The 13,465-nt window shown below is 68.8% G+C and carries 11 protein-coding genes; 8 read left to right on the forward strand and 3 right to left on the reverse strand.

Annotated features, from left to right (window positions below; genetic code table 11):
* Positions 1-9 precede the first annotated feature (9 nt).
* The 3 genes from ACW173_RS19675 to ACW173_RS19685 all read left to right on the forward strand — a co-directional run bounded on the left by ACW173_RS19675 (position 10) and on the right by ACW173_RS19685 (position 4,268).
* The gene (locus ACW173_RS19675) at positions 10-2,736 is read left to right on the forward strand and encodes a TSCPD domain-containing protein (protein WP_492081769.1); all 2,727 of its coding nucleotides are present in this window, start codon (positions 10-12) and stop codon (positions 2,734-2,736) included.
* 71 nt (positions 2,737-2,807) lie between these two features.
* Positions 2,808-3,299 (forward strand): pentapeptide repeat-containing protein, encoded by a 492-nt coding sequence (locus tag ACW173_RS19680; RefSeq protein ID WP_492081770.1) that lies wholly within the window; start codon positions 2,808-2,810, stop codon positions 3,297-3,299.
* Positions 3,300-3,398: 99 nt separating this feature from the next.
* Positions 3,399-4,268 carry a pentapeptide repeat-containing protein gene (locus ACW173_RS19685; protein WP_492081771.1) on the forward strand — a complete coding sequence of 290 codons (870 nt, stop codon included), beginning with the start codon at positions 3,399-3,401 and terminating at the stop codon, positions 4,266-4,268.
* Between the two features lie 77 nt (positions 4,269-4,345).
* Here the strand turns inward: ACW173_RS19685 and aspS are convergent, their stop codons facing one another.
* A complete protein-coding gene (aspS, locus tag ACW173_RS19690; protein ID WP_492081772.1) occupies positions 4,346-6,184 on the reverse strand; it encodes an aspartate--tRNA ligase in 1,839 nt (612 codons plus the stop codon).
* Positions 6,185-6,262: 78 nt separating this feature from the next.
* Positions 6,263-7,024: a triose-phosphate isomerase gene (tpiA, locus tag ACW173_RS19695; RefSeq protein WP_492081773.1), complete on the reverse strand. Its 762-nt coding sequence runs from the start codon at positions 7,022-7,024 to the stop codon at positions 6,263-6,265.
* Between the two features lie 137 nt (positions 7,025-7,161).
* Between tpiA and ACW173_RS19700 the strand changes: the two genes are divergently transcribed.
* Together ACW173_RS19700 and trpE are read left to right on the forward strand one after the other, a co-directional pair.
* The gene (locus ACW173_RS19700) at positions 7,162-9,123 is read left to right on the forward strand and encodes a peptidylprolyl isomerase (RefSeq protein ID WP_492081774.1); all 1,962 of its coding nucleotides are present in this window, start codon (positions 7,162-7,164) and stop codon (positions 9,121-9,123) included.
* Positions 9,123-10,658: an anthranilate synthase component I gene (gene trpE, locus ACW173_RS19705; protein ID WP_492081775.1), complete on the forward strand. Its 1,536-nt coding sequence runs from the start codon at positions 9,123-9,125 to the stop codon at positions 10,656-10,658. Before ACW173_RS19700 ends, trpE begins: the two co-directional genes overlap by 1 nt.
* 27 nt (positions 10,659-10,685) lie before the next feature.
* Here the strand turns inward: trpE and ACW173_RS19710 are convergent, their stop codons facing one another.
* Positions 10,686-10,892 carry a hypothetical protein gene (locus tag ACW173_RS19710; protein WP_492086019.1) on the reverse strand — a complete coding sequence of 69 codons (207 nt, stop codon included), beginning with the start codon at positions 10,890-10,892 and terminating at the stop codon, positions 10,686-10,688.
* 115 nt (positions 10,893-11,007) lie between these two features.
* Here ACW173_RS19710 and ACW173_RS19715 point away from each other — a divergent pair, with 115 nt between their 5' ends.
* From ACW173_RS19715 to trpC, 3 genes are read left to right on the forward strand one after another with little or no spacing between them, the layout of a single operon-like run.
* Positions 11,008-11,604, forward strand: a complete 597-nt coding sequence (locus tag ACW173_RS19715; protein WP_492081776.1) for an anthranilate synthase component II — start codon at positions 11,008-11,010, stop codon at positions 11,602-11,604.
* Between the two features lie 10 nt (positions 11,605-11,614).
* On the forward strand, positions 11,615-12,655 hold the full coding sequence (trpD, locus tag ACW173_RS19720; RefSeq protein WP_492081777.1) for an anthranilate phosphoribosyltransferase: 1,041 nt from the start codon (positions 11,615-11,617) through the stop codon (positions 12,653-12,655).
* Positions 12,652-13,440 carry an indole-3-glycerol phosphate synthase TrpC gene (gene trpC, locus ACW173_RS19725; protein ID WP_492081778.1) on the forward strand — a complete coding sequence of 263 codons (789 nt, stop codon included), beginning with the start codon at positions 12,652-12,654 and terminating at the stop codon, positions 13,438-13,440. Before trpD ends, trpC begins: the two co-directional genes overlap by 4 nt.
* Positions 13,441-13,465 lie beyond the last annotated feature (25 nt).

The following is a 13,465-nucleotide window of genomic DNA, read 5'->3' on the forward strand; positions in this document are numbered from 1 at the left end:
AACTCGCCCATGCGCACGCCCGCCAAAGCCGCCGGACTTGTCCCCGCCATGGAGTGGCGGGACCTCGAGCGCGCCGACGAGATCGTGGTGGTGTCCGCCCCGTCGACCTGGAGCGACGCCCGCGTCGAGGCCTGGCTGGACTGGGCCGGTCAGGTCGAGCCCAAGGCCCCGCTGGGCGGCGGGCCGGCCCGCTACGCCGAGCGTATCGCCCAGACGGGCCTGGCGCGCGGCCTGTTCGGCGACAAGGCCGACGCCAACGCCTTCCGTGAAGCCCTGCTGGCCACCATGCTGTCGGGCGTCGCCACGCCGGCGATCGGCGCGACCGGCCTGGACCTGCTGCCCGACATCGGCGAATTCGAATTCCAGAGCGCTGTGAAGACCACGTTGGCTCAGCGCCGCGGCCGCTCGCTGGCCGCCCAGGCCGCCGCGCGCCTGGACGCCGCCCTGGCCCAGGTCACCGACGCCGTTCGTCGGTGCTCGGGGGATCCCCGCGCCTGCGGCGACGTGCGCAAGAACCCGGCCCTGGCCCGCGCCGCCCGCAAGGCCCGCGAACTGGGCGCCGACGACCGCACCATCCTCGACGCCATCGCCACCGCCGACACCGCGCGCCCGGCCCTGGCGGAGCAGACGCTCGAGCGCGACCTCTCGATGGTCGCCTCGGCCTCGCGCCAGGCCGTCGCCGCTGGCGATGAAGCCTCGGCCCTCGCCGCTCAGGTCGGCTGGGAGACCAGCGCCCTTACCCTGGCCCTGTCGCCGACCGACGCCGAGCTGGTCTCGCGCGGCGCGGGCGTCAGCGCCGCCATCGACGCCAGCGCCTTCCTCGATGACGACGGCTTCGACGTCGAGCGCTTCACCTATGTCTGCCACCTGTGGGGCACGGCCCTGGAGCTGGAGCGCGGCGACCGCCCTGCCCGCCTTGGACTGGCCGGCGTCGGCGACTGCCTGCTGACACAGGGCTGGGCCCAGACCAGCATCGAGGGCCGCGACGGCGCCGCCGTGCTTTGGGCCCTGGCCGTCGGCGCGGCCCTGTCGGCCAGCGCCGAGGCTGCCGCCGTGCTCGGTCCGGACGAGGCTTTCGCGCAGGACAAGCAAAGCATCCTCAAGGGCGTCGCCGAACGTCGTGTGCGCGCCGCCGCCCTGCGCTCGGCCCTGGCCACCGAAGCGGCGGCCGCCCTGGCCACCGCCCACGCCCTGGCCCGCAAGCACGGCCTGCGCTCGGCCGCCCTGGTCGGTCCGTTCGAAGACGTCGAGGCCTCCCTGCGCCTGGGCGGAGCCCCTGTCGGCCCAGCCGGCGCGGTGTCGCCGGTCTCGGTCACCCAGACCGCCGACGGCTGGCTGCTGCCCGCCTTCAGCCCCGCCGCCTTCGAGGCCCTGTCGACCGAGGGGGTCGACCTGGACGCCGCTCGCCGCCACGCCCTGGGTCACGGCTCACTGCTGGACAGCCCAGCCATAGACCACATGATGCTGCAGGCGCGCGGCTTCACCGCCCACGAGATCGAGAAGGCCGAGAACGCCCTGCGCGAGCACCACGGCCTGCGCGCGGCCTTCGCGCCGGCCATCGTCGGCGCGGGCTTCCTGCGCGACGTGCTGGGCGCCTCGGCCGAGGACGTGGCCCGCCGCGACTTCGACACCCTGGCGTTCGCCGACTTCTCCCCGACCGAGATCGCCGTCGCCGAGCGCCACGCCCTGGGCGCGGGCACGCTGGGCGACTGCGACGCCCTGAACCCGGAGCTGCGCGAGGCCTTCCGCTCGATCGAGGCCCCGGCCTTCGCCGAGCGCCTGGCCATGCTGGTCGCCGTCGAGAGCTTCACCTGCCTGCCCTCGCCCGTCACCGTGCCGGTGGCCTTCGACAGCCGTCCTTCCGACGCGCTCCGCGCCCAGGCCGCCGCGGCCCGCGCGGGTGTTCGGACCCTGCGCCTGCAACGCGCCACCGCCCCGGCCGATTTCAAGCTGGATCTGCCCGAGGAGCCCGTCGCCGAAGCGCCGCGCGCCGCCGCGCCCGTGCGTGAACCGGTCGTCACCGAGCGCGTGGTGGAGAAGATCGTCGAGCGCGACCGCGCCCGCCGCCGTCTGCCCGACCGTCGCAAGGGCTATATCCAGAAGGCGGCCGTCGGCGGCCACAAGGTCTATCTGCACACCGGCGAGTACGAGGACGGCGAGCTGGGCGAGCTGTTCATCGACATGCACAAGGAAGGCGCGGCGTTTCGCAGCCTGATGAACAACTTCGCCATCGCCGTATCGCTGGGCCTGCAGCACGGCGTGCCGCTGCACGAGTTCGTCGACGCCTTCGTCTACACCAAGTTCGAGCCGGCTGGTCCTGTCTCGGGCAATGACTCGATCAAGTCGGCCACCTCGATCCTGGACTACATCTTCCGCGAGCTGGGCGTGTCGTATCTGGGCCGCGACGACCTGGCCAATGGCGACAGCGACGAGTTCAACGCCGACGGCCTGGGCTGGGGCAAGCGGCTGACCGACGACGAGATCGACGACGTCGGCCTAGATCCCGTGCTGGCCAGCAAGTTCATCTCGAAGGGCTTCTCGCGCGGCGTGGCTCCCGACAACCTGGTCTTCGCCTCGTTCGGCCGCAAACGCGTCGAGGGCGCCGACCGGCCCGGCGCCGAGGGCGAGATGTGCCCGGCCTGCGGCGACCTCTCGCTGAACCGTCGCGGCGCCCTGACCGTCTGCGACACGTGCGGGGCGCAGTCGGACCGTCCGGGGCCCGTCGCCTCGTCGTAAGATCGTTCGGTTGGCGTTAAGCTTGCTGCGGCAAGGTGCGAAAGCCCTTTTCGCGTAGGATCTGCGCCAGAATGAAACCGTTTGCCCTGCTCGCCGCTCTTGCGGCGCTGACCGTCGCCTCGAGCGCCAGCGCCCAGAACGCCGGCCAGATTTCGGCCGTGCGCAACGGCGCCAACTGCCCGCGCTGCAATCTGTTCCAGGCCGACCTGTCGAACCTGGAGTTGAAGAACAAGAACCTGGCGGGCGCGCGCCTGCGCCAGGCGGACTTCTCGGCGGCGATCATGAACCGCACCAGCTTCGCCGGCGGCGACCTGCGCGACGTCAACGCCTATGGCGCCGTGATGACCGGCGCCAGCTTCGCCCGCGCCGACCTGACCAACGCCAGCTTCGTCGGCGCCTATCTGCAAGGCGCGAACTTTTCCGGCGCCCGGCTGTCGGGCGTCAATTTCTCGGGCGCCGAGATGAACCGCGCCGTGGGCCTCAGCCAAGGCCAGTTGAACGGCGCCTGCGGCGACGACTCCACGTTGTTGCCCCGCGGTTTCTCCATCCCACGCTGCCGTTAAACTCCCGTCATTACCGCGATTTAAGTGGCCTCGTACCCTCCGACGGTTCAAACCGTAACTCACACAGTCGCGTATCGTTGGACTGGCACGGAGAAGTCGATGTCCCGCTTGGGCGTTTCAATCGCCGCCTTGACGCTGAGCCTGCTGGCCCTCACGGGTCCGGCTCATGCTTCGATCGAAGACAAGGATGTCGCCAAGCTGACGTCCTTCGGCGGGATGTGCGCCAACTGTGACCTGGCTGGCCGCAAGCTGATGAACGCCAAGTTCGCCGGCGCCAACTTCGTCAAGTCCGTGCTGATCGGCGCCGACCTGCGCGGCGCCATGTTCTACGGCAGCAACTTCGCCAATGCGGATCTGACCCGCGCCGACCTGCGTGGCGCCGAGATGCGCGGCGCCAATTTCGTGGCCGCCAACTTCACCGACGCCAAGATGTCGGGCGTCGAGAGCAGCGGCATCAACCTGCAATCGGCGATCATGGTCCGCGTCGACCTGTCCTCGTCAGAACTGCACGGCGCGCAGTTGGTCGGCGCCAATATGCAGCGCGCCAGGCTGTCGAACGCGGAACTGAACGGCTCGAACATGCAAGGCGTCAACGCCCGCGACGCCGACTTCTCGAACTCGGACATGACCCACGCCAACATGACCGGCGGCCGGTTCGAGGGCGCCAACTTCCGCAATGCCGACCTGACGGCCGTCAACCTGCGCGGCGCGATCCTGACCGGCGCGGACTTCCGCAACGCCGACCTCAGCGCCGCGGTGCTGACCGGAGCGGATTTCACGGGCGCCAGGGGCCTGGACCAGGACCAACTGGACGAAGCCTGCGCCGACGGCGTGCGCCTGCCCTCGGGCCTCTCGGTGCGCCCCTGCAACGGCATGAGGAACGCGCGCTTCATGCTGCTGCGCGAGATGCCCAAGGCGCCGCCCGCGCCTCCGGCTCCGCCCAAGCCGCCGAAACCTCCGAAATACTGATCTTCGGATAGAGACCAAGAAAAAGCCCTCCGATCGCGAGACCGGAGGGCTTTTTGCTTGAGGGCTCTCGCCGCGCCTTAAACCTTGATCGGCGGCGCGGTGCGGATGTGCAGCTCCTTGAGCTGCTTGTCGAGTACGTTGGCAGGCGCATTCATCAGCAGGTCTTGCCCCTGCTGGTTCAGCGGGAAGGCGATGACTTCGCGGATGGCGACCTGGTCGGCCAGCAGCATGACGATGCGGTCGATGCCGGGGGCCAGACCACCGTGCGGCGGCGCGCCGTAACGGAAGGCGTTCAGCATGCCGCCGAACTGCTCCTCGACCACTTCGGGACCGTAGCCGGCGGTGGCGAAGGCCTTGAGCATGATCTCGGGCTTGTGGTTCCGGATCGCGCCCGAGCATAGCTCGTAGCCGTTGCAGACGATGTCATACTGGTAGGCGCGGATGGTCAGCGGATCCTGGGTTTCCAGGGCCTCCAGACCGCCTTGCGGCATCGAGAACGGGTTATGCGAGAAGTCGACCTTCTTCTCTTCCTCGTTCCACTCGAACATCGGGAAGTCGACGATCCAGCAGAACTTGAACTGGTTCTCGTCGACCAGCTTCAGCTCCGTGCCGACCCGCGTGCGGGCCAGGCCCGCGAACTTGGCGAACACGGAGGGATCGCCGGCCACGAAGAAGGCGGCGTCGCCGGCGCCCAGGCCCAGCGATTCCATCAGGGCTTGCGTCGGCTCGCCCAGGTTCTTGGCGATCGGGCCGCCCCAGCCACCCTGGTCTTCCGACCAGAAGACGTATCCCAGGCCCGGCTGGCCTTCGCCTTGGGCCCAGCTGTTCATGCGGTCGCAGAAGGCGCGCGAGCCGCCGGTCGGGGCCGGGATCGCCCAGATCTGGTTCTTGGCGTCCGCGCCCAGAATCTTGGCGAACAGGCCAAAGCCGCCGTCACGGAAGTGCTCCGAGACGTTCTGCATCTTGATCGGGTTGCGCAGGTCCGGCTTGTCGCTGCCATACCAGGCCATCGACTGCAGGTAGGTCAGGCGCTCGAAGCCCTTGTGCTCGAACGATTCACCCAGGTCGTTGGTGAAGGTGTGCGCGCCCGAGATCGGCGAGACCGGCTTGCCGCTCGAGAACTCCTCGAACACGCCGTGCATCACCGGCTCGATGGCCGCGAACACGTCTTCCTGGGTGACGAAGCTCATCTCGACGTCGAGCTGGTAGAATTCCAGCGAACGGTCGGCGCGCAGGTCTTCGTCGCGGAAGCACGGGGCGATCTGGAAGTAACGGTCGAAGCCCGAGACCATCAGCAGCTGCTTGAACTGCTGGGGCGCCTGCGGCAGGGCGTAGAACTTCTCGGGGTGCAGACGCGACGGCACCAGGAAGTCGCGCGCGCCTTCCGGCGAGCTGGCGGTCAGGATCGGCGTCTGGAACTCATTGAAGCCCTGGGCGAACATGCGGTTGCGGATCGACTGGATCACGCGCGAGCGCAGGACAATGTTCTTGTGCAGGGTCTCGCGACGCAGGTCGAGATAGCGGTGCTTGAGGCGGATCTCTTCCGGATAGTCGGGCTCGCCGAATACCGGCAGCGGCAGTTCGGCGGCTTCCGACAGCACTTCAACGGCCGAGACGCGGATCTCGATCTCGCCGGTAGGCAGGTTGGCGTTCACCACACTGGCGTCGCGAGCGATCACTTCGCCGTCGACGCGGATCACGCTTTCGGCGCGCAGGCGCTCGACGATCGCGAAGCCCGGGGTCTCCGGGTGCAGGACCAACTGCGTCAGGCCGTGGTGGTCGCGTAGGTCGATGAAGACCAGACCGCCGTGATCGCGCTTGCGATGGATCCAGCCCGACAGGCGCACCGAGGAACCGGTGTCGGAAGCGCGCAGAGCGCCGCAGTTGTGGGTGCGATAGGCGTGCATGGAGGTCATGAAAGTCTTGAATACGCGGTGATTTGCAAGGCGCGGTAAGGCGCACGTGGGCGCCCTGATGTCAAGGATTCTGGGCTCTCATGCCGCTTCAATGATGGCCAGGAAATCCGTGGCCTTGAGCGACGCGCCGCCAACCAGCGCCCCGCCGACTTCCGGCGCGGCCAGGATCTCGCGGGCGTTGTCGGGCTTGACCGAGCCGCCGTAAAGGATCGGCGTGACGCCGCCCTGACCGCCGAACAGGCTGATCAGCTCGGCGCGGATGGCCGCGTGCATCTCGACGATGTTTTCGACCGAGGCCACGTGGCCGGTGCCGATGGCCCACAGCGGCTCGTAGGCGACGTTGAACGCCTGGCCCTTGAGGCTGGCCGGCAGCGAATTGTGCAGCTGGCCGATGACGAAGCTGACCGCGTCGCCCGCCTCCCGTTGCGCGAGGCTCTCGCCGACGCAGACGATCGGCTCCAGGCCCGCGGCGATGGCGGCCTGCGCCTTGGCGGCGACCTGCTGGCAGGTCTCGCCGTGGTCGGTGCGGCGCTCGGAGTGACCGACGATGACCAGTGTCCCGCCGGCGTCGGCGATCATTTCGGCCGAGGTGTCGCCGGTATGGGCGCCGCTGGCCTTGCCGTGGCAGTCCTGGCCGCCCGTCAGGACGAACGAGCCCTCCAGGGTCTGCGCCAGGCGATGCAGCAGGGTGGCGGGCGGGAAGATGGCGACGCGGGCGGCCGCCGGCTGGCGATCCAGGCCGGCCGCGACGGCGCGGGCCTCGTCGAGGGCGGCCGAAAGACCGTTCATCTTCCAGTTTCCGGCGATCAGCGGCCGGGGAGTCGTGCTCGAAAGGGTCATGGACGCCTTCTTGGCGTCACGCTCGCCTGGGAAGTCAAGCCCACGCCGCTTGCCCGGCCACCCACGGCTCTACTATACCCGCTGCTCTCGACCACCTTGCCTGTTCGCTTGGCGGTCCCCTGGAAGGTTTTCGATCGATGCTCGCCGGTTTCCGCTCCTTCGCCAAATCGCCCTTCGCGGTGCTGCTGTTCGGCCTGCTGATCGTCAGCTTCGCCATCTTCGGCATCAGCGACGTCTTCAAGGGCCCGCAAGGCTCGGGCGTGATCAGCGCCGGCCCGCGCACCCTGTCGGCGCAGGAATTCAAGCTGCGCTTCGACAACTATCGCAAGGCGATGGAACAGCGCGGCGGTGAAGCCATCACCCCCGACCTGGCCGTCGAGCGCGGAATCGATCGCCAGATCGTCCAGGAACTGACCCTGCAGGAATCGATCGCCGCCGCGATCCAGAAGATGGGCGTGAACCCGTCGGATAAGCTGGTCGGCGACATCGTCCACCAGCAGATGAGCCAGCTGCCGCCCGGCCAGCGCCCGTTCAGCCCGATCACCGGTAAGTTCGACCAACAAGCCTATGCCGCCCTCCTGGCCCAGAACAACCTGACCCCGCAGGCTTACGAGGCCTCGCTGCGCGACGAGATCGCCAACGCTCATTTCTTCTCCGCCGTTGCCGACGGCATGAAGGCCCCGCGCATCTATGCCGCCCTGCAAGGCGCCTATCTGCTGGAAGCCCGCGACGTCGCCGCCTTCGCCGTGAACCCGGCCTCGGTCGAGCGCCCTGCCCCGCCGACCGACGCCCAACTGACCGCCTTCATGAAGGAGAACGCCGAGCGCCTGACGCGTCCGGAAACCCGCGTGCTGTCGATCATGCGCGTCAGCGCCAAGGCCCTGGAGCCGACCGTTACGGTTGATCCGGCCGCCGTGCAGAAGGCCTTCGACTTCCGCAAGGACAGCCTGGCCAAGCCGGAAACCCGCTCGCTGATCCAGATCGCCGCCCCGGACGCCAAGGCCGCCGCCGTGATCTCCGACCGCCTGAAGAAGGGCGAGGACCCGGTCGCCGTCGCCAAGGCCTATGGCAAGACCCCGCTGGTCCTGACCGACAAGCCCAAGAGCGCCGTGCCGGACCGCAAGGTCGCCGAGGCCGCCTTCACCCTGGCCGCGGGTCAGGTCAGCGGCCCTATCGCCGGCGAACTCGGCGCTTCGGTGATCAAGGTCACCAAGGTCACCCCGGGCGTCGTGGCCACGCTGGAGAGCGTCCGCCCGCAGATCGAGGCCGAAGTCCGCGCCCAGACCGCGCAGGGCAAGGCCTATGACCAGACCCAGGCCTATCAGGACGCCCACGACGCCGGCGCCGATCTGATCGCCGCCGCCAGCAAGGCCGGCGCGATGGCCGTCACGACCGCGCCGATCACCGCCCAGGGTACGGACCAGATGGGCAAGCCCATTCCCGGCCTGACCCCGGACATCGTCAAGACCGCCTTCGGCCTGTCGCAAGGCGGCGAGAGCGAACTGGTCGAGCTGGGCAAGGGCGAATACTACGCCGTTAAGGTCGAGAAGGTCGTCCCGGCCGCCATGCCGCCGCTGGCCGAGATCAAGCCGCAACTGACCGCCGTCTGGCTCAATCAGGAAATGGGCAAGCGCCTGAAGGCCAAGGCCGACGCGCTGGCCGCCCGTGTCAAGAAGGGCGAAAGCCTGGACGCCGTGGCCGCCTCGGCCCAGTCGAAGGTCCAGAAGGTCCCCGGCCTGACGCGCCAGAATGCCCAACAGCATGCGGCCCTGGGGCGCGAGCTCCTGGGCGCGGCCTTCCAGGCCAAGTCGGGCGAGACCTTCGTGGCCCGCGCCGGCCAGCAGGGCGAGGCCTTCGTGGTCGCCAAGCTGGAAGGCGTCAAGGCCGCCCCGAGCGGCCAGGTGGCCCAGATCGCCGCCTTCACCCAGCAGCAGACCGCCAGCGGCCTGATGCGTGACCTGGGCGAAGCTTCGCGCAACGCCGCCAAGGCCCAGCTGAAGACCAAGAGCAACCTGACCCTGGCGCGCCAGGCCATTGGCGTCGACACGGACGCCCTGGCCAAGGCCGAAGGCGCCAAGGCCGGAAAGAAAGCCGACTAATGAGTCTGGAACCCGCGTTCGACGCCTTTTCGGAAGCCTATGATTCCGGACGGCAGCAGGTCGTCTGGACCCGTCTGATCGACGATCTCGAGACCCCGGTCTCGGCCTATCTAAAGATCGCCCAGACGCGTCCCTACAGCTTCCTGTTCGAGAGCGTCGAAGGCGGCACCTGGCGCGGTCGTTATTCGATCGTCACGATGAACCCGGACCTGGTGTGGCGCTGCCGTGGCGACCAGGCCGAGATCGCCGAGGGCGACGACATCGCCGCCGGCCGCTACGCGTCCCAGCCGGGCGGCGCGCTGGACAGCCTTCGTGACCTCGTGGCCCAGGCCCGGATGGAACTCCCCAAGGGCCTGCCGCCCATGGCCGCCGGCGTGTTCGGCGCGCTGGGCTATGACCTGGTGCGCCTGGTCGAGCGCCTGCCCGACATCAACGAGGACACGCTGGGCCTGCCGGACGGGATCATGACCCGCCCGCAGATCGTGGCGATCTTCGACGCCATCGCCCAGGAGATCATCCTGACGACGACCGTGCGGCCCAAGGCCGGCGTCTCGGCCAAGGACGCCTACGCCGCCGCCCGTGCGCGGATCGAGACGGTGATGGCCGATCTGCACCGTCCGCTGGCCCACGACGCGCCCCGCGCGCCGCGGGGTCCGATGGACTTCACGACGCCGGTCAGCCGCGCCGACTACGCCGACGTGGTCGCCAAGGCCAAGGACTACATCGCCGCCGGCGACATCTTCCAGGTCGTGGCCAGCCACCGCTTCCGCGCGCCCTTCGACCTGCCGCCGTTCGCTCTGTATCGCTCGCTGCGCCGGACCAATCCGTCGCCGTTCCTGTTCTTCCTGAACCTGGACGGCTTCAACCTGGTCGGCTCCAGCCCCGAGATCCTGGTCCGCCTGCGCGACAACAAGATCACCATCCGGCCGATCGCCGGCACCCGTCCCCGCGGCGCTACCCCCGAAGAGGACGCGGCGCTGGAAGCCGAGCTGCTGGCCGATCCCAAGGAACGCGCCGAGCACCTCATGCTGCTGGACCTGGGCCGCAACGACGTTGGTCGCGTGGCCATGCTCAACCATCAAGGCCGCAACGCCCCGGCTGAGCGTCCGAAAGGCCCGAACGTCCGCGTGACCGAGAGCTTCAAGATCGAGCGCTACAGCCACGTCATGCACATCGTCTCGAACGTCGAGGGCACGGCGCCCGACGGCGTCGATCCGGTCGACGTGCTGATGGCCGCCCTGCCCGCCGGCACCCTGTCGGGCGCGCCCAAGGTGCGGGCCATGGAGATCATCGACGAACTGGAAGTCGAGAAACGCGGCATCGGCTATGCCGGCGCGGTCGGCTATTTCGGCGCCGACGGCTCGGTCGACACCTGCATCGTGCTGCGCACGGCGCTGGTCAAGGACGGCATGATGTACGTGCAGGCCGGCGGCGGCATCGTCGCCGACAGCGATCCGGACGCCGAATATGACGAGACGCTGCATAAGTCCCGCGCCCTCAAGCGCGCGGCCGAGGAAGCTTGGCGATTCAGCTGAGCCTTAGGGCTGCTTCTTCCGACTGGATCAGTCGCCCAGGCGATCGTCCGGGAGGTGCTGAGTGACCGCCGGCGGCGCCAGCACCATCACCGTGGCGAAGCTGATCGCACAGAACGCGGCGAAGGCCGCGGCGGCCAGCACCGGCGCCATCTTCTGGGCGCGCGTCTTCTTCCGCAGCAGAGCGCGGACATAGGCGACGGCGATCGGGTCCAGGGCGGAATCACGCGGGTCCATCCCCATATGATGCTTGAGACCGCGACCGCTGTAACCGTAACTGAAAGGCGCGCGCGAAAATGCCGCTACACAATGGCCGCGCCCGCGCTAGAACCGACCTCCGAAAGGCGGCGTCATGATCCTCGTCATCGATAACTACGACAGCTTCACCTACAACCTCGTCCACTATCTGAACGAGCTGGGGGCCGAGACGGTCGTCTACCGCAACGACGCCCTTACGGTTCAGGAGGCCCTTGGCCTGGCGCCCGCCGCCGTCCTGCTGTCACCCGGCCCCAAGGCTCCGGACCAGGCCGGCATCTGCCTGCCCCTGCTTACCAGCGCGCCGGCCGACCTGCCGATCCTGGGCGTGTGCCTGGGCCACCAAGCCATCGGCCAGGCCTATGGCGGCGAGGTGATCCGCGCCAAGGCCGTCATGCATGGCAAGGTCAGCAAGGTTCGCCATAACGACAAGGGCATCTTCAAAGGCCTGCCCAACCCTTTCACCGCCACGCGCTATCACAGCCTGGCCGTCCGCCGCGAGGACCTGCCCGCCGACCTGGAGGTCACCGCCTGGACCGACGACGGCGAGATCATGGGCGTGCAGCACAAGACCCGGCCCGTGTTCGGCGTCCAGTTCCATCCGGAATCGATCGCCACCGAGGGCGGCCACCAGATGCTGGCAAACTTCATCGACCTGGCCGGCGTCAAGCGCGACGCGGCGGTCTGGGTCTAGGGCGGCCATCATGTCCGACGCTTTCAAGCCGTTGCTGGCCAAGCTGGCCGATGGCCAGACCCTGGACGACGCCGACGCCGAGATCTTCTTCGCCGCCTGCCTGCGCGGCGAACCGACGCCAGCCCAAGTGGCCGCCGCCGTCACCGCCATGCGCCTGCGCGGCGAGACGGTGGGCGAGATCGCCGCCTGCGCCCGCGCCATGCGCCGCGCGGCGGTGCAGCTGGAGCATCCCTACGACGTCATCGACGTCTGTGGCACCGGCGGCGATGGTCTGCACACGCTGAACATCTCCACCGCCGTGGGCTTCGTGGCCGCTGGGGGCGGGCTGAAGGTCGCCAAGCACGGCAACCGCGCCATCACCTCCAAGTCCGGCACCGCCGATGTCCTGACCGCCCTCGGCGTCAATATCGACGCCACCTGCGAGCAGCAGCGCAGGGCCCTGGACGAGGCCGGTATCTGCTTCCTGTTCGCCCAGGCCCATCATGGCGCGATGAAGCACGTCTCGCCGATCCGCCAACAGCTGGGCTTTCGCACGATCTTCAACCTGCTGGGCCCGCTGACCAATCCGGCCGGCGCCAAGCGGCAAGTCGTCGGCGTCTCGGCCCCGCGCTTCGTCGAGCCGATCGCCAAGGCCCTGGGCGCGCTGGGCGCCGAGCGCGCCTGGTCGGTTCACGGTTCTGGCATGGACGAGCTGACCACCACGGGCGAGACCGAGGTCGCCGAATGGCGCGACGGCCGCATCCATCTGTTCAAGATCACGCCGGAAGCCGTCGGCCTGCCGCGCGCCTCGCTGTCGGACATCACCGGCGGTGATCCCGACTTCAACGCCGCCGCCCTCACCCGCCTGTTCGACGGCGAAAAGGGCGCCTATCGCGACATCGTGCTGCTGAACGCCGCCGCCGCCTTCCTGGTGGCCGACAAGGTCGAGACCCTGGTCGAGGGCATCGAACTGGCCGCCGACGTCATCGACGAAGGCCGCGCCAAGGCCGCCCTGGCCGGCCTGGTGGCCGCCACCAATACGGCCAAGAACACTTCGGAAAGTCCCGCGTGACCGATATTCTCGCCAAGATCGCCGCCTACAAGCTCGAGGAGGTCGTTGACCGCAAGCGCCGGCGCACCCAGGGCGCGCTCGAGTCCGCCGCCCGCAACGCCTCGTCGCCGCGGGGCTTCAAGCAGGCCCTGATCGCCGGCCACGCGCCGGGCAAGCTGTCGCTGATCGCCGAGATCAAGAAGGCCTCGCCATCCAAGGGCCTGATCCGCGCCGACTTCGATCCTCCGGCCCTGGCGCGCAACTATGAGGCCGGCGGCGCGGCCTGTCTGTCGGTGCTGACCGACGGCCCCAGCTTCCAGGGCGCCGACGCCTATCTGATCGACGCCCGCGCGGCGGTCAGCCTGCCCTGCATCCGCAAGGACTTTCTCGTGGATCCCTGGCAGGTGGCCGAGAGTCGCGCCCTGGGCGCCGACGCCATTCTGGTCATCCTGGCCATGATCGACGACGTCCTGGCCGCCGAGCTGATTAGCGAAGCCAAGCGCCTGGGCATGGACGCCCTCGTGGAAGTTCACGACGAGGCCGAGATGGAACGCGCCGGCGCCTTGGGCTCGGATCTCGTGGGCGTCAACAACCGCGACCTAAAGAGCTTCGTGGTCGACCTGGCCGTCACCGAGCGTCTCCAGGCCCAGGCCCCCAAGGACGCCCTGCTGGTCACCGAAAGCGGAATCTTCACCCATGACGACGTGGTGCGGATGGAAGCCACCGGCGCCAAGGCCATGCTGGTCGGCGAAAGCCTGATGCGCCAGGCCGATGTGACGGCGGCGACCAAAGCCTTGCTCGGCTAACGGATCGGGTACGCGCCATCTGGCG

The sequence above is a fragment of the Caulobacter sp. ALps2 genome, assembly GCF_058681635.1.